Here is a 23894-nt window from a genome sequence, read left to right on the forward strand (position 1 = left end):
AGGTTCAGGCAAGAATTCCACGCACCACGTGTCCGAAAACGTCCGTCAACCGGAAATCCCGGCCCGCGTAACGATACGTCAGCCTTTCGTGATCCAGCCCGAGCAGATGCAGCACGGTCGCGTGCAAGTCATGGATGTGGACCGGCTTTTCCACCGCATGCCATCCCAGCTCGTCCGTCGCGCCGTAGGCCATGCCACCTTTCACTCCGCCGCCCGCCAACCACATGCTAAAGCCATAAGGATGATGATCACGTCCGTCTGTGCCCTGGGCGGCAGGCGTGCGTCCGAATTCTCCGCCCCAAAGGACGAGGGTTTCGTCCAAAAGACCGCGCGATTTCAGGTCGCGGATCAAACCGGCAATGGGCAGGTCGGTCGCGGCCGAATTTTTTTCGTGACCTCCCTTCAGGTCCCCGTGCTGATCCCATGGCTGGAAACCTCCGGTGGTGTGATAGAGTTGGACGAAGCGCACGCCGCGCTCGACGAGCCGTCTGGCCAGCAAGCACTGCTTCCCAAAGGTGGATGTGTGGGGTTGGTCGATGCCGTAGAGTTTTCGGGTGGCGTCCGATTCCTTGGTCAGCGCGAATGCTTCCGGCGCTTCGGATTGCATCCGATACGCCAGTTCGAAGGAAGCGGTGCGCGAAGCGAGCCGGAGATCTTCGGGACGGTCGGCCGCGTGCAGGGCATTGAGTCGTTGCAGGGCATCGAGCTCTTGCCGCTGCTGATCGAGGCCAGCCTTGGGGTTCTTCAGATTCCGGATCGGGTTGTCCAGATCGGAGACGAACGTGCCCTGGTAGGACGCGGGCAGAAAACTCGCGCCGTATTGGCGCGCCCCTTCGATGATCGGCCCGGGGCCGATCGCGATGAATCCCGGCAGGTTCTGATTCTCGGTCCCCAGTCCATAGGTGACCCAGGCACCCATGCTTGGCCGGGAGAAAACGCGTTCCCCGGTGTTCATCTGCAAGCACCCGCCTGGATGGTTCGTGTCGTCGGCCACCATGGAGCGGATGACACAAATGTCATCGATACATCGGGACGTATGGGGAAACAATTCGCTGACTTCGATTCCGGACTGGCCATGCCGTTGAAATTTCCACGGAGAGGCCAGGAGATTTCGTCGCTCTCCCAGGTAGAGTTCGGGCGATGGCTTGCCGTGGTCGCGGGTCAGGCGTGGCTTGGGATCGAAGGTGTCCACCTGGGAGGGGCCTCCCGGCATGAAAAGGAAGATGACCCGTTTGGCGCGGGCCGAAAAATGGGGCGCTTTCGAGGTGAGAGGATGAGTTGAGGAGCCGGGCAGTTTCGGCTCAAGCGCGGCACTCCGGAAAGTTCCTGCCTCCTTCAGCAGGCTGGCCAAAGCGAGATAGCCAAATCCACCACCCGTGCGCCGCAGCATTTCGCGGCGGTTGATCTGAGTGCTGCGCGGGTGGAACCATCCACGGTCATTCATACACTTGGACGATGAAGCATGAGGAGTGAAACAGCTAATCGATGAAAACAAATTCATTCGCACTGAGCAAGAGCTGGCAATAGCGCCCCAAACGTTCCGACGGGTTCGTCCCCGTGAGTTGTTCCCGGCCGATGTCGAGTTCCTCGCTCGTTGGCGCCCGCCCCAGGGTCAAGCGGTAGGCCTCCCGGATTTGAGTCTCGGCATCGGTCGCCGTGGTCCCAAGCAGGATGCGCTGAGCCAGTGCTTCCGCCTGTTGCCGGGAGAAAGGATCGTTGAGGAAAAAGAGAGCTTGGGGAGCGACGATCGAGTCACCTCGCTTCTCCACGACCGCACTACAGTCCGGCCCATCGAAGACGGAAGCGAATCCCGAGGATGTCCCCGTTCGGACGGACATCATGTAGAGTGTGCGCCGCGGGAGCAATTCATCCCGAAAAGCCTCGCCACCCTGCCTGGAATGGAGCCGGTTTGCGACGTAAAGCAGGCTGTCCCGGAGTGATTCCGCGTCCAAGCGCCTGCGTGGCATCCGGCCCCAGAGTTGGTTTTCCGGATCGGCTGCCAGGGTTTCCGGTGCGGCGCGGCTGCTTTGTTGGTAAACGGAGGAGAGCATGATGAGGCGGTGGATGGCTTTGATGGACCAGCCGGACTCCATGAAACGCACCGCGAGATGATCCAGGAGTTCCGGATGGGAGGGACGGTCACCTTTTTCGCCGAAGTTGGTCGTGGTGCGGACGATGCCTTCCCCAAAATGATGCTGCCAGATTCGATTTACCGCGACGCGAGCCGTGAGAGGGTTTTGGGTGCTGGCAATCCATTCCCCCAGGGGCAGGCGGCCGCTCCCTTCCGTGATGACCGGTGGCGGGTGATTCGAGAGAACTTTCGGAAAGCCACGAGGCACGACCTTGCCTGGGTTCTTGGGATTCCCTCGAAGTGAGATTGGGGCATCTCTGAACCCCTCGTGCTTCGTGCCCACGGGGCCGCCGTCCTGAACGACGACCGCTTGTGGAACGGTGGCAGGAATGGACTTCCGAAGCGTGTGGAGTTGCTCGCGTGCCTGCACGAGCCGACGCGCTGACTCGGATTCCATCAAAGCCTCGCGCTCGCCCGCATCGAGCCAGTACGGACCCTGTGGAGAGCTCAACTCGTCGGCCAGTCGGGCGACGGGATCAGGCGGGGACGGCCCCCGGCCGTTGGGATCGACCCAGGCATCGAAAAGCTCCTTCTCCACCTCCGCCCGGTCGTGCTCGTCGAGGGGCCGGTTGTAAACGCGAAGTTCTGCCAGATCGCCCCGAAACTTGGCGCTGTTGCCAGAGCCTGGTCCGCCAATGCGCAACGATTTGATCTCGGGATCTGAGGAAACCCCGTCCACAGCACTGTTTTTCCCCGCATCCAAGCCTTGACGATGCAGGGTCGTGCCAAGAGGGCCCCAGGACAAACTTGCGATTTCGAAGCCGGCATTCGTTTTCGCATCACTGATGACATCGCCATGGGCGCCGTGCTTTCGCACAATCGCATGCAGGCCACCCCCTGGCGTGGGCATCAGGCCAATGCCATGCTTCCCGGAACTGGAATCTTCCCAGCCGATCAGGCGCTGTCCGGAAGTGGAGGCGTCAGCGATGCGAAAGACTGCAAACAGGCTGCCCGCAGGGGGAACGGTCAAAGGAGCTTCCAGCCCTTCGTTGCCCGTGAAACGCAGGACCGGGCGACTCCTTCCGCCGACTTTGAGGTTCGTCTTAAGCGGGCCTCGGGCAGGGGCGGCGACGGCGGCAAACTTCACCGGAGAGCGACTGTGATTGGGCCACCACGTGACCCGGCCTTCGCCTGAACTCGTCGGGTGCGCGTCGCTGGCTTGGAGTTTCAACAACTCGGAATGGCGATGGGATGGACGAGGAGTGCGGGAGGATTCGAGGCCCGTGAGCCGATCTCTTTGAACTGCGGCGAGGGCTCTTCCCACGGCGAACGCCGCGGCTTCGGCTCCCGATCGATCGATCGGCTCCTGGCCCGCCCGAGTGAGGGTGCGCTGCCAGGCGGTGAGTGCTTCCCAGCCCTGGCCAGGCTCACGGCCCGGGCGCTGCACGTCTGCCGTCTCCAGGAAGCTCCACGACCCTGTCGCTTGCGGATGGTCCCGGTGCGAGATTTCCAGCGGAGCGTGATCGGGTGTTTGGGTCACGTCATGGCGCAGATTCCAGACTCGCCCTGCCGGGGTTTGTTCGATCGTCCATTCCACCAGCGCTGTCGGAGCTCCCGTGGCCTGCGGCAAGACCACCAAATCGAGACTGTCTCCGGACTGGAGGGTGATTTCGGCGAGATGCCCAAGGTTGAAAGCGGACTCCAACTTCGCGCTGCCACCGGCTGCGACCTGGAACGAAGCCAGTTCCTTCCGGCTGGACGCCGCTCGCAAATCGAGCGACACGACGAAACCCTTGCGAGCGGTGCTTGTCGCATCGGTGACGGAGCCGGTCCATCGCACGGTCATGTTCGTTGGGCTGGTCCAACGAAGGACCGCTCCACTCGATTGGGATGGCGTGAGCGCAACGCTGCGGGAGGGAAACTTTGCCCCATGGTGCTCAACCGTTTCCTTCCGAAGACTGACGTGGATGGCGGGGGTCGAGTTCGGGCGATGGCTCCAGCGGTGAAGCCCGGCCCATCCTCCCTCGTCGCGGGAGAACCAAGTGAACGCGCGATAGTCTCTCAAGCCCAGGTAATCGAGCCACTGGGTGAGGATTTTCGGGTGCAGCCCGTGCTCCCTGGCGAGCTCGGTCAAAGCTCGATCGGGAGCGTGAATGCTGCGGCTGACAAACTCCCAGCATGCGAGGAGATAGCGAGCGGTTTGCTCCGTGGCAATCCGATCGAGGCGGGTGGCAAATTCCAAATCCGTTTCGAGCTGGAGATTTTGAATTTGCTTCTCGAGCTCCGCCACGCGTTTTTTCCGGTCAGCCATACGTTCGACTTCGGCCCTGGGCAGGAGGGGAACACGAACGAGCGGAGTATTTCCGGGCACGGGACTGGGAATCAGCCGGGTGCTAAAAAAAATGCCGGCCAGCGCGTAGTAGTCTTCCATGGAGATGGGGTCGAACTTGTGATCATGACAGCGCGCGCAGCTGAGCGTGAGCCCCAGGAAGGCTCGGCCCACCACCTCGATCTGGTCGTTGACGTAGTCGGCGATCATCTGCTCCTTGTCGACATCACCCGGAACGAAATCCGCGATCGCCAGCATGCCGGTCGCGATCAGCGCCTGAGTGTCCATGAGCTCCGGGTCGGCTGGCTGGAGGAGATCCCCGGCGATTTGGTGGCGGATGAAATCCGGATAAGGCAAATCTCGGTTGTGGGCGTCGACGACCCAATCCCGATAACGCCACGCTTCTCGGAAATCGCTTTCCACGGGCAGTTGAATCAAGTCTCGGGCATCAGCGTAGCGGACGACATCCAGCCAATGACGGCCCCATCGTTCGCCGTAAGCGGGCGAGGCGAGCAACCGATCGACTCTTTTGGCGAAAGCATCCGGTGAGTCATCGGCCAGAAAAGCATCGATTTCTTGCGGGGTTGGCGGGAGCCCGATGAGGTCGTAGGTGGCGCGGCGGAGAAGGGTGCGCCGGTCCGCAGGCGGGGCTGGGGACAGGTTCTTTTTTTCGAGTGAAGCGAGGATGAAGGCGTCGATGGGAGTTTTGATCCAGCGATCCTCCTTCACGGCGGGCACCGGGGGCCGCTGGATGGGACGGAATGCCCAATGAAAAGCGGGTGGCACTGGGGAATCCTTTGGCTCGGCGGCCTGGAGAGCCAGGAGGGTCAGCAGTGACACGATCATGACCATGACGCGAGCCTCGAAGGCCGGGAGGAGATGTCAAGGCCGGCCTTTCATCGAAGGTGTGTCCCCGTGCATCCCGATGTTGTTGGTAGGGCGGGCCTGTCCGTGCCCGCCGCCCACTGGATGCAAAACATCATGCTCCGGCGGCGCGCCGGGACGGACGCGCCCTACCTGCATCACCGGCAACATCGGGATGCACCGGGTGTGTCCCGGTGCATTTGCAAGGGGGCGGAGCGAGCCGTTCACGGCGCTTCCGCACGCGCCAACCTGCCGCGGCGATCTCCTCCCGTTCCATGGCCCGCCCTGGGTGGATGCCTTGGCCCTGACAGCATCCTTGCCTGTTGAACTTGCCTTGCCCCGTTGAAGACACGCCCTGAAGCGGCTTGAACGCCGCGCGCATCACTGATGATCTATGGATGCACCGGGTGCGTCCAAAAGTTGAAAGGAGGACCCCGGCCTCCCTTCACCGGACACTCTTGTTTCCTTGCTTTGAGGGATCGCGGAAAAAGAGGAGGAACACCACCAGCACTCCGACCGAGAGATACGCGGGAGTGAGCCAGATTTCTCTCCAGTGGTGACCGACGACCTGTCCGGTGGCGTCGGTGATCCCATGCATGGCCAGCACCTTGCCGGAAAGCATCGTGCCGACGAAGGCGCCCACGCCCCAAAGGATGAAGGCGATGAATCCCTGGCACGCCCCGCGGATGCGCTCGTTGGCCTCGTCGTCCACGTAGAGCTGTCCCGCGATGAATAAGAAGTCGTAACACACCCCGTGCAGCAGAATCGCCGCGAAAATGAGCGACGAGGAGAGTCCGGAGGCGTGGACGCTGCCCGCCAGGAAAAAGTAGCGCAAGACCCAGGCGAGAATGCCAAGAAAGATCGTCTTCTTGTAACCCAGCCGGTGCAGCATGACGGGCAGCAGGAACATGAAGATCACGTCGGAGACCTGAGCCAGTGTCATTTTCCCCGCGATGCCCTCCCATTTCATCTCCGTGAGATAGATGCCCATCATCACGAAATAGAAGTAGAGCGGAACGCAGATCAGGAACATGCAGAGGATGAAAATCGCGAACGAGCGTTTCCGGAGCAGGGCCAGCGCGTCGAGGCCGAGCAGTTCTCCGACGCTCACGTTCGCGCCGGTCTTGCGCGGCGGGGTGTGCGGCAGCGTCAGCGCGAACCATCCGAAGAGGATCGAAACGCCGCCGCCCAGATACCACTGGATCGTGGTCTGCTCTCCCTTGAGCGCGCTCAAGGCGAGGCCGCCGGCAATCCAGCCGACGGCGGAAAAAAGTTTCACGCGGGGGAAATCGGTCTTCGCGTCGGCCAGATGATGCAGTGCCAGAGAATTGCCCAGCGCCAGCGTGGGCGCGTAAAGCGCGCAGTAGAGGATCAGTGCGGGATAGAACGAACCGAAGGTCGCGGCCTTGGGCAGTGCGCACATGACCAGGCCGCCCAAGACGCCCAGGACGGCAAGCATTTTTTCCGACGCCACGAAACGATCGGCGATCAACCCCAAGAAAAACGGCGAGATCATCGAGCCGATCGCGAACGCCCCGTAGGCCGCGCCAATTTCCTGCCCGCTGAACTTTAGCGCGGTGGCCAGATACGAGCCCATGCTGACGTACCAGGATCCCCAGATGAAATACTGGAGGAAGTTGAACGCGGAGAGTTTGATTTTCAGCGAGGTTTGCATCAGGGCGGGAATTCCGATGAGGCAAGCTGCTCCGGCGCTCCCGGGTTGAAGAAGTCCGCCGAACCGATGACGCCGCATGCCGCGAGCATGGCGTCGCTGAAGTGGCCGACCGAAGGGGCCCGACGAGCGTGTGGGGACGACGCCACCTGCCTGGCAGCATCTTCGCTCATGGCATGCGCCTCAGGTTGAACATTCTCGATGGGCCTGCGGGCCGGTTCAATCCCCAGTCCCGGGATGAGGACGCTGGATTGTTGCTGAAGGTTTTCGGTCTTCGTGCCGTTTCCTCAAGACTGCCGAACGTGGGAGGAAGGTTCCCGTCCGTCTGGAGGCGTTTCCTTTTGCGGGTTGATTGAGAATCTCGGGTCTGGAGTTGCTTTGGCCGGGGGACGGGGACCGATCAGCCCATGTTCATGCCGAGGAGGAATTCGATATTGGTCCGGTGCTTCTTGAGCTTGTTTAACAAGAGTTCCATGGCCTCCACGGGCGGGACGCCGGTGAGAGCGCGGCGGAGCATGACGACCCGGTTGTATTCCTCGGGATGATAGAGCAGTTCTTCTTTCCGCGTCCCGGAGACCTCGATGTTGATGGATGGGAAGATCCTGCGATCGACCAAGTGGCGGTCGAGGTGCACTTCCATGTTACCGGTGCCTTTGAATTCCTCAAAGATCACTTCGTCCATGCGCGAACCCGTGTCGACGAGGGCGGTGGCCATGATGGTGAGGGATCCGCCTTCCTCGATGTTGCGCGCGGCGCCGAAAAAGCGCTTGGGTTTGTGCAGCGCGTTGGCGTCCACGCCGCCGGAAAGGATTTTTCCGGAATGCGGCTGGACGGTGTTGTAGGCGCGGGCGAGCCGTGTGATGGAATCGAGCAGGATGACCACATCGCGATTGTGTTCGACCATGCGGCGTGCTTTTTCGATGACCATTTCCGCCACTTGCACGTGGCGCTCGGGGGGTTCGTCGAAGGTGGAGCTGATGACTTCGGCGGGTCGGCAGGTCCGCTCCATGTCGGTCACTTCCTCGGGGCGCTCATCGATGAGGAGGATGAAGAGATAAACCTGGGGGTCGTTCTTGATGATGGCGTTGGCCAGTTTCTGGAGCAGAACGGTTTTGCCCGTGCGAGGCGGGGCGACGATCAAGCCGCGGGTGCCTTTGCCGATGGGACAGACCAAGTCGAGAACGCGCGTGGAGAGTTCCTCCGCGCCCGTTTCGAGAATGAACCGGCGATTGGGGAAGAGCGGGGTGAGATTGTCGAAATGGGTTTTGTCTTTGGCGACGTCGGGATCCTTGTGATCCACCGTTTCGACTTTGAGCAGGGCGAAGAACCGTTCCTTCTCCTTGGGCGGGCGGATTTGACCGGAGATTAAATCACCTGTTTGCAGGTCGAAGCGGCGGATTTGCGAGGGAGAAACGTAGATGTCCTCAGGGCAGGGCAGGTAATTGAAGCTTTGAGACCGGAGGAAGCCGAACCCCTCCTGGAGGATTTCCAGGACTCCTTCGGCGTAGAGGGCTCCGCCGCGTTCGGCGTTTTTCTGAAGCATTTGGAAGATCACCTCGTGCTTCTTCATGGTGCCGACGTTTTCGATGCCCATGTCCTTGGCCATTTGGTTCAAGGCGGTCATGGTCATCGCCTGCAACTCGCTGATGTTGATGCGAGGAGCGTCGGGCGAGACTTTGAATTCTTCTTCTTCCGGTTCCTGGAATTCAACGGTCGGAACGCGTCCGGGACGGGGTCCTCGCGGAGGGGCACCCCGTTGATGCCGGTGTTGAGGCTGATTCTGTTTGGGGTGCCGGGGTTGGAATGGCTGGGAACGCCGGGGTTGATTCCTCCCGGGTCCGGGTTGTCCGTGCTCCTGACGGGGATGGGGTGGGGGCCTGTGCTCCCGGGGTCGTTCCGGGGCCATTCCGGAGGCTTCGGGCCGGGCTTCGTTGCTTTCGCGGGTTACGGGAGATTCAGCAGCGGGGGGGGGAGAGGGAGGGGGTGCGCTACGTTCTGGGCGTGGCTCGGGAGTTGGATCGCTCGCCGATGGCCTTCCCAAAGTGATATCTTGTTGGGAGGATGAAGCGGGGTTTTCGGAGGCGGATCCCGGGATGATGGTGGTGCCAATTCCCGGGCGCCATTCCTCAATGACTTCCCGTTCGGTGGATTCGATCTCGGGTTTCTCTTTGGCGCGCGGCTTGGCAGCGGCGGGTTTGCGGGGGACGCGGGGCATAATCTTTTAGGATCAAGTGTGCAAATTCAAATGTTCAAAAACTCTGACGAGGACTCCCCCACGGTCCAGATGGCATGCGCCTGCCCGGGCTCGGGAAGGGATCGATGTTTGACGCGGGACCGCTGGATAATCCGCGGCGGGGGGAGTCTTTCGATCAATACGGCAAGGGGTGCTTGGCCGTGAGTTCATGAACACGCTGGCGCACCTTGCGGCTGGTGTCAACATTTTTGATGTCGAGCAACACTTCGCTGATCATGTCCGCAATGGCGGCCATTTCCGTTTCCCGCATGCCGCGCGTGGTGACAGCGGGCGTGCCGAGGCGGACGCCGCTGGCCTGAAAGGGAGAACGGGTTTCGAACGGAATGGTGTTTTTATTGACCGTGATGCCTGCCAGATCCAGCGCGGCCTGGCATTCCTTTCCGGTTAGATTGCGAGCTCCGACATCGACGAGCATGAGGTGATTGTCGGTGCCGCCGCTGACCAGTCGAAAACCATTGCGGGCCATGCCGTCGGCCAAGGCGCAGGCATTGGCGAGGATTTGCTTTTGGTAATCGAGGAACGAGGGTTGAAGCGCCTCGTGGAAGCAAACGGCTTTGGCTGCGATGACGTGCATGAGGGGGCCGCCCTGAATGCCCGGGAAGGCCTGAGAATCGATTTCCTTGGCATATTTCGCCTTGCAGAGGACCAGTCCGCCGCGCGGACCCCGCAACGTCTTGTGCGTGGTGGTGGTCACGAAATCCGCGTGCTCCACCGGACTGGGATGCAGGCCGACGGCGACGAGGCCTGCGATGTGGGCGATGTCGGCCAGCAGAAAAGCGCCGTTGTCCCGGGCGATTCGCCCCATGCGTTCGAAATCGATCACGCGAGGGTAGGCGCTGGCCCCCACGGTGATCATGCGGGGCTTGTGCTCGGCGGCCATGCGGGCCAGCAAATCGTAATCGATGCGCTCCCGCTCCCGATCCACTCCGTAGTGAACCACTTCGAAGAATCGACCCGAGAAATTGGCCTTGTTGCCGTGGGTCAAATGACCTCCGTGGCTGAGATCCATCGTCAGCAACTTCTCCCCCGGCTTGAGCACCGCGAAGTAAACCGCCATGTTGGCGGAGCTGCCCGAGTGGGGCTGAACGTTGGCGTGCTCGGCTTTAAAGAGCTGTTTGGCCCTGTCGATGGCGAGTTGTTCGGCTTGATCGACAAACTCGCAGCCGCCGTACCATCGTTTGCCGGGATACCCTTCGGCGTATTTGTTGGTCAGCACCGATCCCTGCGCCTCCATGACGGCAAGGCTGGTGAAATTCTCGCTGGCGATCAGCTCGATGTTCTCCTGTTGCCGTTTGCGCTCCTCGCGGATGACGCCGGCGATTTCCCGGTCGGCGGCGGCCAGGGAAAGGGCAACGCCAGGACCTGACTCAAGCTTGCCGACGCGGCGATCGTGGCGTCCGCCCTCCTCCCCGGTGGACAGAAAAGCGTCGACCATGCGGCAGGCTTCCTCTGGCGACACGGTGGAAGCCCCGAGACACAGGACATTGGCATGGTTGTGCTGTCGGGCCAGGGCGGCCAGTTTTTCGGTCCAAGCCAGGGCGGCTCGGATCCCGGGGACCTTGTTGGCGGCGATGCTCATGCCGATGCCGCTCGAACAAACCAGGATCCCGAAGGCGTGTTTTCCGGCGGCGACGGCTTCGCCGACGCGCCGGGCGAAATCAGGGTAATCGACGGCATCCGCGGAAGTGGGGCCGAGGTCTTGGACCTCCACGCCACGGACGGCGAGGTGCGAGTGGAGTCGGGTTTTCAGGGCGAAGCCGGCGTGGTCAGCGGCCAGGGCAACGGACCCCGTCTGGCTCTGATGGCCTTGTGCGGATTGGGATTCCATCTTGGATTGTCGGATGAACTTGAGGATGCTGGAAAGGCTTTGTTCGATTTGGTCCCGGCACTCCGCATAGGTTCCGAAGGAACCACCGATCGGATCGGAAATATCCTTTTCGAATTCCTCCAGCGTTTCGTCGAAGTCGCGGAGCAGAAAGGTTTTCTCCGCCGCCTCGGGAAAGAGCGACACGATGGCGCGAAGATGTCCATGCGTCATGCCCAGGATCAGATGGGCTTGCTTGACCAGCTGGCCGGTAAGCATCCGGCTTCGGTGGCCGGTGATATCGATGCCCAGTTCGCGCAGCGCTTCCACGGCGTGCTGGCTGGGCCCGCAGCCGTCCATGGCGCTGACTCCCGCGGACAGGATTCGATAGTCCTCCTGGCCGCGCACCGCATGGCGGAAAAGCCCTTCCGCCATGGGACTGCGACAGATATTACCGGTGCAAACGAACAGGATGGTTTTCATCAACGGTCGAACAGTGGCCAAGAAGTTGGGCGCGGGTCGAGGAATCGTCAACGGCGAAATCCCCCCGAGCTGCGAGGGCCGTGCATCCTGAAGTTGTCGGTCGTGTGGCGCAGGCTGCTCAGCCTGCCGTATCGCCGACGGCCCGTCGGGTGAAGAACGAGGCCCTTCCATGCTCTCCACGCGCCGGGTTCCCTCCGTCGCCCCGCAGGCTGGGCAGGCTGCGCCACAGCAGACAGGGCTGTCGGCGTGACCACGCAACCCGGTCACCGACAACCTCTGGCTGCGTGCGTTATGATGGGGTCTTCCCCCTCAGAAACAATTTTTGTGGGTATCGAGAGCGTCGTCGAGCTTGTGCGGCGCCTGGAGCGTCCCTTAATCTCCGCGCGTCTCCTATCGAATCCCATGCAAGCTGAGGCATCGTCCGGCGGTGAGGGAACCCGGGAAGTCCGGTCCCTGCGCGACCTTTCCCCTGCCCAGTGGAAATCGGGCGCGGCGGCCTGGCTGGGCTGGTTGTTTGACGGCCTGGACATGCATCTTTACGGGCTCGTGGCGGCGCCTTTTGTGGCGCAGCTCCTGGACGTGGCGAGTCCCGCGGATGCGATGGTTCGGGAGAAAAGCTCGTGGATTCAGGCCGCGTTTCTGGTGGGTTGGGCGTTGGGGGGCGGGTTCTTCGGAAGGCTGGGGGATTTGATCGGGAGAAGCCGGGCGCTGTGCCTTACGATTTTGACCTACGCCTTGTTCACCGGACTTTCCTTTTTTGCGCAGACTTGGTGGCAATTGTTGATCTTTCGATTCATCACCGCGTTGGGCATCGGAGGCGAATGGGCGGTGGGCTCATCGCTCCTCTCTGAAACCTGGCCTAAGCGATGGCGTCCGTGGATCGCGGCCGTGTTGCAAACCGGGGTCAACCTCGGGGTGTTGCTGGCGTGCGCCACCGTTTTTTTGAGTGCACGCTATGAGGGTGCCATCGGGCAGCTCTTTTCCTCGATTTTGCCGGATCGATGGACGCCGGAGCACTGGTATCCCCGGTTCGTTTTTCTGGTGGGTGTGCTGCCTGCCTTTCTGGTGTTGTGGATTCGGAGGCATGTGCCTGAGCCGGAAGAGTGGCACGCGGCGAGGAGGAACGCGTCACGGGCCGCGCCGCCGGGCATCATGGACCTTTTCCGAGGGGAGATTTTGCGGACGACGCTCCTGACGATCGTGGTGTGTGCCACTTCGCTGACCGCTTGGTGGGCCTTCATGTTCTGGCATTCGCAGCATTTGAGGAATCTGCCCGAGCTGGCTTCGTGGGCGAGAGAACGGCGGGAGGAACTCGTCAGCACGGCCTTTTTTGTGGTGATCTCGTCTTCGATTGCCGGGAATTTCTTCGCGTCCTGGCTGGCGCGGCGCTGGGGCTATCGACGGGCCATTGCCCTGACGTGTTTGGGATTTCTGATCACCATGTCAGCCACCTTTATCCAGGATCGGCCGGCCCTGTCGTTGGTATGGTTTTGGTTTCCGGCGGTCGGATTCTTTTCGGGCGTTTTTGGATTGTTCACGATGTATTTGCCGCCTTTGTTTCCGACCTTGTTGCGCACGACGGGGGCTGGATTTTGTTATAACATCGGGCGGATTGTGTCCGCGTGCGGCGTGGTTTTTTCGGGAACGCTCTCGCGCGGAGGCGACTTCAAAACCACCCTGCTCTTCGCCAGCATGCTTTTCATTCCAGCGATGGTGGTGGCCGTCTGGCTGCCGGAGCCGGACGAGTTGAAGGCGTGACTTCGAACCCTGACATGATTCCGGACGAGAACTCGCCGCGCTCTCAGCGGGAGGGTTTCCGTGCCGTGATGACGCAACTGCGGGAAGCAAGCATGTCCAGCTGGTTGACGCGCCATACGAGCGGTCGATTGGCGTGCCAGACTTGAGTGTCATATTTTTTCAAGGCGCGATCATTGAACCATGCCCCCACCCAAAGGAACGGATACCCCAGCACACCAAGAATCAGTGAACTGCGCTTGAGCCGGTCGGCATGGAATTCGATGTCTTCGAATCCCGCTCGTTTGAGTCCATAGACAAAGTAGGCGTAACTCAGCGGCATAATGTGGCCGCAGATGCGTCCGGCGTTCCTATCCTCCGTGGAGGGGGGGCCAAACATGTCGGCATAACCCGTGAGGAGGAGTTGCAATCGTGATTTGAGATGGAGGAGATTGGGAACCGAGAAGATCACGCTGCCGCCCGGTTTGAGTTTCTTGCCGGCTTCCAGGAGAAAATCGTAAGGACGGGGCAGATGTTCCATCACTTCGATCGCGTAGATGAGATCCTGGCTGGCGTCCTCGACCGGGATTTCCGAATGAATGCCGATTTTTCGGCAATGAGCTTCGCGATACTGAAAGATCTCCGGGGCCACTTCACACGGGGTCAGTTGTTGGTCGATGTTGCGGCCGTGACCTGAGAAGAAGGCCCCCAAGCGCTGGCACATGTGGCCCGGGCCGGCGCCGAAATCCACGACTTGAGAATCGGGTTGAATACGGGCGAGGATGAGCCTGTGAATGACGTCATTCGTGACGCGGTGAGAGCCGGAGCGGATCGGGGCGTCCTGCATGGCTTCGACGTTAGATCTGGCCTGGCAAATAGCAAGGCGAGGCGGATTGGCTTTGGTCTTTTCCTTTTTCGTCGGTCCGCGATACAAAAGGCGCGCCCTTGGTGTCTTGTGGATTGAAGCCATGTCCGAATCTGTTCCATCCAGTTGGTTTGCCGCGCTTTATGAAGCGAAGGCGGCGCAATTGGTGTTGTATGGGCGCGCGTTGGGCTTGAGTCACAGCGAGGCGGAGGACGTGTTGCAAGAGGTGTTTGTGGCCTTGGTGGGGTTGAGGGAGGCGCCCCGGAGTCCTGAGCATTATTGTGTGCGGGCCTTCCGCAATCGGGCGATGAACTGGCGCCGTGGATTTTGGCGGCGGCTCGCGCGTGAATGGGAATCATCGTGGTGGTTCGAGCGGTCCGCAGATGAACATCCCGCCGAGCCTTTCGCGATGAGGTGCCTGGCCTCGCTTCCGCGGGAGCAACGGGAAGCGATTGTCCTCAAATTTTGGCACGGCCATACCTTTGAGGAGATCGGGGAGATCACGGGAGTTTCGCCACATACGGCCGCGGGGCGTTACCGGTACGGTTTGAACCGCATTCGAGCCTGCTTGAAAGGAACCCAGCATGAAGGATTTGAACGATTTGGAGACGACGTTGCGATCTTGGATTCCCCGGAATCCCTCCAGCAGGGTGCGTGAATCCATCCTCGGGGCCGCCCCAGGAATGGCCCACCGGGAACGCCAAGGTGGAGTTTGGCCCGCCCGGTTGTCGGGGGTTGTATCGCCCATTTTCGCACCTGTGTTGGCCTGCGTTTTCTTGGTGCTGGCTGTAGCCAATGGCCGGTTTGATCGATGGGCCTGGCAAAGCCGCGGGGACACGAGTTCCCGGCCGGCCGGTGGGTCCAATTTTAGCTGGATGACGGTTCCCACAGGATCCGGCACCCTTGAGCATAACAAACCGCCTCGTTCCACCGTGGCGACAGTGCTTGCGTTCTCAGTGCCCTCACCCTCGAACGAGTATTCGGAAGGGAGCGCGCGCACGAATCAAGCCACCCCCTAATTTTCATGGATAAAACCCATTCCCCCAAGCCGAAGAAAGCCAAAGAAGCCGACGCTCCGAGTTCCCCTTCCAGCTCGCCACCTGCCAAAGCCAAAATCCCGCCTCTCTTTCGTCCCATCGACTGGTGGGCGTTTGGCCTGACCAGTTTCCTGGTCATGCTGGGCTATTGGCTCTCGCTGGCGCCGGACGTGACCCTGGAAGATTCGGGTGAACTGGCGGTGGGGTCCATGTACGCGGGAGTGCCGCATCCGCCGGGGTATCCGGTTTGGACGATCTACACGTGGCTTTTCACGAAGCTGGTTCCTTTTTCGAACATTGCCTGGCGGGTGGCCTTGGCGTCGGCCTTCGCGGGGGCGATGTCGTGCGGACTGATCGCGCTCATGGTATCGCGCGGGAGCAGCATGATGGTGGAAAGCATCGCGGAATTGAAGGACATGGACCGGCGCTGGGAGAACGCGATCTGTTTGGTCTCGGGTTATGTCTCGGGCATGCTGTTTGGCTTCAACGGGTTCATGTGGAGCCAGTCGGTGATTGTGGAAGTTTACACGCTGAGTGTGTGGTCCCTGACGGCGGTGATGGTGTTTTTGATGCGGTGGATGTACGCGCCCGACCAGATGCGATGGCTTTACATCGCCTTCTTCCTCTTCGGGATTTGTTTCACCAACCATCAAACCCTCCTGGTGGCGGCGATGGGCGTGCAGGTGGCGATTGTGTTTCGGATGCCCAAGCTTGGCCGCGATATGCTGCTGGGGAACAGTGCGGTTTATCTTGTCGGGTTGATCATGAAGGCCAACGGGCATCTTTCGAGTTTCGACAACAATGCCCCGTTATTCATGATCTACAACATGGTGGGACTGGCCTCCATGGCCGGTTGCGCCTGGCTGACGATGAAAACCGGCGGGTTCCTGACGGAATGGAGGCCGGTGCTGATCCTTGCGGGCATGTGGGTTCTCGGGGCGGCCTTTTATCTCTACATGCCGCTGGCCGGCATGACCAATCCGCCGATGAACTGGGGCTACCCGCGCACGGTCGAGGGGTTCATCCACGCTTTGACACGCGGGCAGTATGAGCGGGCCAATCCCACCAACATTTTTCAGGATCCATTGCGGTTTATCGGGCAGTTGCGCATGTACACGGTGGGCGCGATCGAGGAATTCAATTTCGTGTATTTGCTCATCGGGCTGGTCCCGTACTTTTTCTACCGGCGCATGCAGGCCCGGGAGAAGAGTTGGATCGCGGGATTGACGGGCATTTTTCTCTGTTTGGCGGTACTGCTGCTGATGCTGCTCAACCCGGCTCCGGACCGGCAAAGCAAGGAGTTGAATCGCGTCTTTTTCACGGCCTCCCACGTGATCGTCGCCATGGGCATCGGTTATGGAATGGCCTTGATTGGCGCGGTGTTGCAAACGCACTACGAGCTGTACCGGCGCTGGGCGTTGTTCGGGTTTTCCGCTGCCGCCGGATTGGCGTTGTACGGATTTGCCAGCCTGGAAAGTTTGCAGCCGCTGGCCCGATACACCTCGATGTTCGGGCTTGGCCTGGCCATTGCCGCGGTGGCCTTGGTGTTGTTCATGCGCGAGCGTTTCTATTTGCCGGCTTTGCTTGCGCTGTTCTTCGTGACCCCGACGTATTCGATCATGACCCACTGGGCCGACAACGAGCAGCGGGGCCATCTGTTCGGATACTGGTTCGGGCACGACATGTTCACGCCGCCCTTCAAGGATACCGCGGGCAATCCGTTGTATCCTGAAATGGCGAAGGACACGGTGTTGTTCGGCGGCACCGATCCGGGCCGCTTCAACCCCACCTACATGATTTTTTGCGAAAGCTTCATGCCACCTGAGAAAAAGCCCCTGGACCCGAAGTTCGACCGCCGCGACGTTTATCTCATCACGCAGAACGCTTTGGCGGACAACACGTATCTGAGCTACATCCGGGCGCACTACAACCGCAGCACGCAAATCGATCCGCCCTTCTTCCAGGAGCTCTTCCGGTCCGAGAAAGAGCGCAACCTGGGGCAGACGAATCTGCTGTCGCGGCTGGTGTCCCCCCTGGACCGCATCTTTACGAGCCTTGGAGCCAAGATCGAGGCGGACCGTCGGGCGCGGGGCGTGTATCCGCCTCGCGAGATCAAGACGCCGACCCCCGAGGACTCCAGCAAGGCGTTCAATGACTACATCCGCGACGCGAGCGAGCGTTTGCAGCGCAATCAATTGAAACCGGGCGAGGATGTGAAGGTGATCGAAAACCGTATCCAGGTGTCGGGCCAGGTCGCGGTGATGTCCATCAACGGGTTGCTCACCAAGATGATTTTCGACGCCAATCCGGGCCATGAGTTTTACGTCGAGGAGAGTTTTCCTCTCGACTGGATGTATCCTCATCTGAGTCCGTTCGGGATCATCATGAAGATCAACCGCCAGCCGCTGGGCGAGATCACGGACGAGATGGTCAAGCGCGATCACGACTTCTGGAGGCAATATTCCACGCGGCTCACCGGGGACTGGATTACGTATGATACTTCCGTGAAGGACATTTGTGACTTTGCGGAACGCGTCTATCGGCGGGGTGATTACACGGGATTCACGGGCGATCCCAAGTTCATTCGCGATGACAACGCCCAAAAGGCTTTCTCCAAGCTTCGCAGTGCCATCGCGGGGGTTTACCGCTGGCGCGTGACCAACGCGAAGACGCCGGCGGAACAGCAACGCATGATGAAGGAGGCCGACTTTGCCTTCCGGCAGGCGCTGGCCTACTGCCCTTACAGCCCGGAAGCGGTTTACCGCTACATCGATTTGCTCGCTTCCATGAACCGGCTCGATGACGCCCTCCTCATCGCCGAAACCTGTTACAAATTCGATCAGGACAACGCCGCGATCCAGAATCTGGTCATGCAGATTCGCGGCATGAAACAATCCGGCGGTGGCACCGCCCAAATCCAGCAGCAACTGGAAATGGCGGAAATGCAATTCCGGGCCAACAGCTCGAATGCGGCTTTGGGTTTAACGCTTGTCTCCACGTACCTCCAGTTGGGCAAAACGAACGAGGCGGTGCAGGCGCTGGACCGGCTGGCGTCGAACTCGACCAACGATGTCCAGAGCATGCTGCAAATCGCGCATCTGTATTCGCAGATGGGCATGGGCCAGCGGCTGGAGAAATCGCTCGCCCGCATCGTCGTGCTCATGCCCGAAAATCCCGAGGCTTGGTACGACCTCTCGGCCGTGCAAACGGCCCTGGGCAAACCGAAAGAGGCCTTGACCGCGCTCGGTCAGGCGTTGAACGCGAGCGACGTCCGGCTGGCCAAGAAGGCGGATTCCCGCGATCTGCGCCGTGAGGCGCCGTCCGACGCGAGATTTGCCGCCCTCCGGCCGTTGCCGGAATTCGACCAGGTCGTCGCTTCCAAGCCCGAGCGTTGACCGGGCATGCGAACAGACTTCCCTCGAATGCCCGTGTGTGGCATCTGTTATTCCAAAACCAGCCGGCATGAACGCGATTCGGCCTCCCGTCCTCACAGACCTGTTGCAGCGTCAACCGCCCGGGCATTCCCTGCTCGCCCCTTTTTACTCGGATCCTGAAGTCTATCGCGCCGACCTGGAGCTGATTTGGAAGCGGCAATGGATTTTCGCGGGTCACGAATGCGAGATCCCCGAGCCCGGAGATTACTTCTCCGTGCCGGTGGGGGAGGATTCCATTCTCGTCCTGCGCGATGAGCAGGGCGGAGTGAGGGCGCTGCATAACTTGTGCCGGCATCGGGGTTCCCTTATTTGCGACCAGCCCTGCGGCCAGCTCCACAAACTGGTTTGTCCCTATCATCGCTGGGTTTACAGCCTGGATGGCTCTTTGCTCCATGCGCCGGGCATGCAGGAGGAATTGCCCCGCGAAGACCTTGGATTGATTTCCGTTCCTGCGCGCGCGGTGGAGGGGCTGATTTACTTCTGTCTGAACCCCGCGCCCCCGGAGTTCGATGAAGCCGCCTTGGTGATGGGATCGGTGGCCCGTCCGCAAGGCCTGAGGCAAGCCAAAGTGGCCAAGGCGGTGGATTACCTGGTCGGGGCCAATTGGAAACTGGTGTGGGAGAACAATCGCGAATGTTATCATTGCAACGCGAATCATCCCCAATACACCAGGGCCAACTTCGATCATTACAACGCGGATGACTCGACCCCCCGCATTCGGGAGCAAATGGCGGACGCGGTCCGCCAGAGCGAGGCGCGATGGGCTCGGGCGGGGTTGGCCGCGAGCCACAAGCAAACCGGCATGACGACTTTTCCCGACGCCGAGCGCAACATCTGGTACTCCGCGAATCGCACGGTGCTCGCCGACGGTTACCTCAGTGAGACGATGGACGGACGAACCGTTGCCCCGCTCATGGGAGTCTACCAATCACCGGACGTCGGCACGGTGCGCATGAGGTCCTTGCCGAATTTCTGGAACCATTCCAGTTGCGACCACGGAGTGAGCACGCGCCTGCTGCCCGCCGGACCGGAACGGACCGCCGTTCGAGTCTCGTGGCTGGTCCATCGCGACGCGGAGGAGGGGAAGGACTATGATCTGACCAAGCTTATGCCCTTTTGGCAGCTGACATCGGAGCAAGACTGGGTCATCTGTGAAAGGCAGCAACGCGGCATCCGATCCAGTGCCTATCGGCCGGGTCCGTATTCGACTTACAAAGAATACAATGTGGACGCCTTCGTTCGCTGGTACTTGAATCATTTGCGGGGGAATTTTGCATGAGCGCATTGTCTGATGCCGAAGTCGTCATTGTGGGAGGGGGCGCCGTGGGTTGCGGCGTGGCCTACAGTCTCGCCCGAGCGGGGCATCGGGACCTCCTGCTCATTGAACGCGCTCCGGACGTGGCGCAAGTCACCTCCTCGCAAGGCGCGGGTTTATGCGGACAACCTCGTGACACCGTGGAGCGGACCCGGCTGGCAATGCATTCGGTGGCGACCTTTCGCGAATTGCAGCGCGATGCCAAAGTCCAGCCGGAATGGCATGAAGTGGGTTCCCTTCGCGTGGCCCTGACCGCGAAACGGGCCGAAGAATTCAAGCACCTTCAGCGCGTGGCTGCCGAGGCGGGATTGGAGGTGGAACTCCTGGACCGCGCCTCCGCTGCAAGCATGTGGCCCGAGATGAACTTTGCCGAGGCCACCTCGATCTTGTGGTGTCCTTCGGACGGTTACATGCGGCCTTACGCCGTGGCGAGTTCCTACGCGTATCAGTGCCGCAAGCTGGGAGTCCGGTTTGCCGTCTCCACTCAAGTGGAAGGCGTTTTGGTTGAAAACGGAAGGGTGACCGGTTTGCTGACGAATCGTGGCAAAGTGGCGGCCCGTTATGTCATCAACGCGGCGGGAGCGCACGCCTACCATATCGCCAAGCTGGCGGGACTCGAGTTGCCGATCGTCCCGGTCCGGCATGAATATTTTGTCACGGTCGCGATGGAGGGGATGGTTCCGGAACGCCCCTGTTTTCGCGTCCCGGACATGACCCTTTATGGCCGGCCTAGCGAGGGCGGTTTGCTTTTGGGTGGTTGGGAAAACCAGGCGCTGAATTTGGATCCGCGTTCCTTTTTGCTGAGCGAGGCGGCGCCCGCGGTGATTCCTGATCTGCCGGTCTTGAACGGATTCGAGGATCAATTCAGCCGGTTGCTGCCCGCCGTAAAGGGGGCGGAAAGGAACAGGGTGGGACGCGGGTGGCCGACCTTTACCCCGGACGGGAGGTTCATCATTGGGGAAAGCCGGCGTTTGCGTGGCTTGGTGATGGCGGGGGGATGCAACGCGCACGGCATTAGCGGGTCGGCCGGAATCGGCCGGCTCGTGGTGGAGACGATGTTCGATCGGAACCCTTCGGAATACGCGCGCAGCTTGAATCCCGATCGATTCTTGGATTCGGCCTGGGATTGGGAGAGCGCCCGCCGCGCCGCGGCCCGGGTTTACGAGACTTATTACGGGGTTTGATGCTCGCGTGAGGCGGCGCGCCGGGGATCAGGGACGCGGTGTAATCTCAGACATTCTGACCCGAAGTGAATCAGGATGAGCCCAGTTGGCGATTGATGATGCAGAGGTTGGCGGTCTCAGTATCCGACGGTCTGAGGCGGCGAGAAAAAACAACCCATCGGTCGCGAAACACAAGCCTGCTCGACCACGGGTCATCCCGGAGGGACGCGAGCCATTAGCCGGGGGTGGCGTGAGGTACGAGCGCCACCCCCGGATCCTGGGCACGATAGCGTCGTCGACCCCGGCAGGGGTCGCAGCGGGGGTAAGGAACCGTGCAACATCTACTTCTGGTTTTCTCGCTTGTTCTTTTGACCTGGAGCATCGTTGCACTTCGATCACAGACCCATGGCCAGGGCATGCTCCCTCAGTGCGCCTCGCTCCAGGTCAAAATCCCGGCGCGAGAAAATCGGAATTCATTGTGGCGCGATTCCTAAGTGCGCCTGGCAGGCCCAATCTCCAGCACTCATGACCTGAGAGGCAATGCGTTCGAGCTGTTTCTTGAGCCACCACGGGAGTATCAGCTCCGAATGATCAACGGCCTGCCTATGGGGGATCGGCTGCGGTGGTCTCAAGCATGTTCCCGTCTCCGCAGATGTTCGCTGCTCGAAGTCAGGGGGCCTGAAGCTCAGGGATGAGCGGTCCGCCCCTTGCCCATGAAGAATCGGCCCTGGAGACCTGAAACCCGCACACCCCGGGTATTGACACCTGCGACGCTGGCATCCCTCCGGGCTGCACATGCTTGGGTGACTCGGTGGTATCGTCGCTGCGCTTCTCAACCACCGGCTAATAGCTGGCAAGCCTCCGGCTTGCGACTGAGCCGCTTCACGTCACTCTGGTCTCACATCCCTTCTTCATCCGTCCCGCTTGGGGTCAGGATGTCTGAATCTATGGCCCCGGCCGGTGTCTTCTGGCTGAATGCCTGCAAAAGACCCTCGCCGAACTTCCGCCGGCCCACAGGGAGCTGACCTTTGATCCGGATTTCCACGGTTGAAGTGGCAGCCGTGGGTGCGACCCCAGCCCGCCGGAAAGGCTCCGGCGGGCTGGGCTGGGATGCGCTGGCGAGGCAGGCAATCGAAAATCAGTGGCGGCGGCGTTCGCGGCTGGCTTCGACGATCACGCCTGCCGATGTGCAGGTCCAGTAAATGTCGCCGTCGTGACCCACGGCAATATCGGTCGGCTCTGGATCGCCGGCATCGACCAGCGTTTTCTTCATGGTTCGAAGATTGAGCTCCCACACTTTGTTCTGTCCGCCACTGGCTCCCCCGACGCCAGGGGTCGGCACCTCGGTCCAGTAGAGCCGGTCGCCCTGACGATTCAACGCAATGCCGACCGGATGGTTCAGTCCATCGAGGAGCACGCCGATCTCACCGTGCTTGTTGCGCTCCAAAATTACGCCGGCCGTCTTGCAGGTCCAATAGATCTGTCCATGCCGGTCCATGGCGAGGTTGACCGGTTCCGGTTCCCCTGTGTTGACGACGGTCACGGTTCCATCGTCGAGGTCGAGGCGTTTGACACCGTTGCCGGCATTGGGCGTGGCGGGGTTCGGAACTTCGGTGAAGTACAATTCTTCGTCGCCGGCCACGATTCCGGTGGGACGATTGAGTCCGGAGGCGATTACGCGCGTGGAAAATTCGCCGGCGACGGAGGTGGTGACGGCGAGCAAGGAGAGCGCGCCAAGGAATGAACTGAGGACTTTCATGGGATGATGAATTGAATAAGGTTTGATGTGATTTGGCATGGTGCGATGGTTGCGATTCGCAGCGACCGCGAGTTGAACGACGCGCCGCACCGGAACTGTGAGTGTCTCGGAGGATGATTATTCCCATACGTGAAGGAGAACCCAAGTGGACGACAGAATGGCGGCGCGCCGGGAATAAACTTGGGGCGGCGGTCTCTTCATAAGATTGCCTCCCGGACATCCGAAGTTTGAAGCGCCGTGAACGGCGCGGTCCGGGGCGGAGCGCGGCGTTTACGCCGCATCAAGGTGTGTGTGCGAGAGCGGGTGGCGTGTTCAAAGGGGATGGTTTGATGCAAGAGTGAACGATTGCACCTTTGGCAGGCAGCGCGGCAGGAGGGATTCGGCGCGTGCGAGATTTTGGCGACGCTGAAGCGCCGTGAACGGCGCGGTCCGGCAACCTGCGGATGCTCCCATCCTCGTGCCGTGTATCCCGATGTTGTTGGTAGGGCGGGCCTGTCCCAGCCCGCCGCCCACTGGATGCAAAACATCATGCTCCGGCGGCGCGCCGGGACGGACGCGCCCTACCTGCATCACCGGCAACATCGGGATGCACCGGTCCTCGTGAAATGCGGAAAATAAACATTGATTTTCCGGAGGATGGAGGGTTAAGCAACGGACGAACCCTTAACAAGGAGGATTCTTGAAACCTAGTTGGTATTCTCGTGGACTGGCCGTGCTTGCCGCCGGCTCAGTGTTATTCACCTGCAACATCATCATCACCCGGGCCGCCGAGCCCAAACCGCCTGCGGAAGCAAAAGCGGAATCAAGTGCCCGGCGCCCGTCCCCCTACCGGGGTAAGATCGCCTCCGTCGATCTCGATGCCAAGACGGTGACCCTGGAGGGCAAGACGCGCCAGCGTGTCCTGGTGGTTTCGCCTCAGACGCGCATTCATCGGGACGGACAAATCATTGCGCTGTCGGAGGCCAAAGCCGGCGAGGACATTGCCGGCCAATACCGCCGGATGGAGGACGGAAAAATGGAGGCGGTTTCGATGCGAATCGGGCCCAAGCCGGCCGCTTCGGAACCTGCGCCTCGAAAGCGAAAAGCGAAGGCGGAAAAGCAGCCCTAGAA

The 23894-nt window shown here is 60.8% G+C and carries 14 protein-coding genes; 6 read left to right on the forward strand and 8 right to left on the reverse strand.

Annotated features, from left to right (window positions below; all coding sequences use genetic code 11):
• Window positions 1-4: 4 nt before the first annotated feature.
• The 5 genes from FJ404_03415 to rpiB form a co-directional block, all read right to left on the reverse strand.
• Window positions 5-1390 (reverse strand): DUF1501 domain-containing protein, encoded by a 1386-nt coding sequence (locus FJ404_03415; GenBank protein MBM3821933.1) that lies wholly within the window; start codon window positions 1388-1390, stop codon window positions 5-7.
• An 88-nt stretch (window positions 1391-1478) separates the two neighbouring features.
• Window positions 1479-5252, reverse strand: a complete 3774-nt coding sequence (locus FJ404_03420) for a DUF1553 domain-containing protein (GenBank protein MBM3821934.1) — start codon at window positions 5250-5252, stop codon at window positions 1479-1481.
• A gap of 457 nt (window positions 5253-5709) precedes the next feature.
• The gene (locus FJ404_03425; protein MBM3821935.1) at window positions 5710-7017 is read right to left on the reverse strand and encodes an MFS transporter; all 1308 of its coding nucleotides are present in this window, start codon (window positions 7015-7017) and stop codon (window positions 5710-5712) included.
• A gap of 319 nt (window positions 7018-7336) precedes the next feature.
• Window positions 7337-8842 (reverse strand): transcription termination factor Rho, encoded by a 1506-nt coding sequence (rho, locus tag FJ404_03430; protein ID MBM3821936.1) that lies wholly within the window; start codon window positions 8840-8842, stop codon window positions 7337-7339.
• 463 nt (window positions 8843-9305) lie between these two features.
• The gene (gene rpiB, locus FJ404_03435; protein ID MBM3821937.1) at window positions 9306-11477 is read right to left on the reverse strand and encodes a ribose 5-phosphate isomerase B; all 2172 of its coding nucleotides are present in this window, start codon (window positions 11475-11477) and stop codon (window positions 9306-9308) included.
• A gap of 402 nt (window positions 11478-11879) precedes the next feature.
• Between rpiB and FJ404_03440 the strand changes: the two genes are divergently transcribed.
• Window positions 11880-13235 (forward strand): MFS transporter, encoded by a 1356-nt coding sequence (locus FJ404_03440; protein MBM3821938.1) that lies wholly within the window; start codon window positions 11880-11882, stop codon window positions 13233-13235.
• Window positions 13236-13278: 43 nt separating this feature from the next.
• Here the strand turns inward: FJ404_03440 and FJ404_03445 are convergent, their stop codons facing one another.
• Complete coding sequence (locus FJ404_03445; protein MBM3821939.1) at window positions 13279-14181, reverse strand: methyltransferase domain-containing protein; 903 nt, start codon at window positions 14179-14181, stop codon at window positions 13279-13281.
• Between FJ404_03445 and FJ404_03450 the strand changes: the two genes are divergently transcribed.
• From FJ404_03450 to FJ404_03465, 4 genes are all read left to right on the forward strand, one after another.
• Entirely contained in the window at window positions 14057-14734 is a 678-nt protein-coding gene (locus FJ404_03450) for a sigma-70 family RNA polymerase sigma factor (protein MBM3821940.1), read from the forward strand. The genes FJ404_03445 and FJ404_03450 overlap by 125 nt on opposite strands.
• A 366-nt stretch (window positions 14735-15100) precedes the next feature.
• The gene (locus FJ404_03455; GenBank protein ID MBM3821941.1) at window positions 15101-18508 is read left to right on the forward strand and encodes a DUF2723 domain-containing protein; all 3408 of its coding nucleotides are present in this window, start codon (window positions 15101-15103) and stop codon (window positions 18506-18508) included.
• Window positions 18509-18575: 67 nt separating this feature from the next.
• A complete protein-coding gene (locus FJ404_03460; protein ID MBM3821942.1) occupies window positions 18576-19826 on the forward strand; it encodes an aromatic ring-hydroxylating dioxygenase subunit alpha in 1251 nt (416 codons plus the stop codon).
• The gene (locus FJ404_03465) at window positions 19823-21046 is read left to right on the forward strand and encodes an FAD-binding oxidoreductase (protein ID MBM3821943.1); all 1224 of its coding nucleotides are present in this window, start codon (window positions 19823-19825) and stop codon (window positions 21044-21046) included. Before FJ404_03460 ends, FJ404_03465 begins: the two co-directional genes overlap by 4 nt.
• Window positions 21047-22163: 1117 nt before the next feature.
• Here the strand turns inward: FJ404_03465 and FJ404_03470 are convergent.
• Window positions 22164-22748, reverse strand: coding sequence for a hypothetical protein (locus tag FJ404_03470; protein ID MBM3821944.1), 585 nt, complete (start codon window positions 22746-22748; stop codon window positions 22164-22166).
• Between the two features lie 348 nt (window positions 22749-23096).
• Window positions 23097-23366 (reverse strand): hypothetical protein, encoded by a 270-nt coding sequence (locus tag FJ404_03475; GenBank protein MBM3821945.1) that lies wholly within the window; start codon window positions 23364-23366, stop codon window positions 23097-23099.
• Window positions 23367-23463: 97 nt separating this feature from the next.
• On the opposite strand from FJ404_03475, the gene FJ404_03480 reads away from it, so the two are divergent.
• Entirely contained in the window at window positions 23464-23892 is a 429-nt protein-coding gene (locus tag FJ404_03480) for a hypothetical protein (GenBank protein MBM3821946.1), read from the forward strand.
• The last annotated feature ends 2 nt before the right edge of the window (window positions 23893-23894 follow it).

This window comes from Verrucomicrobiota bacterium (assembly GCA_016871495.1).
In the GTDB taxonomy this organism is placed as follows: Bacteria; Verrucomicrobiota; Verrucomicrobiia; order Limisphaerales; family VHDF01; genus VHDF01.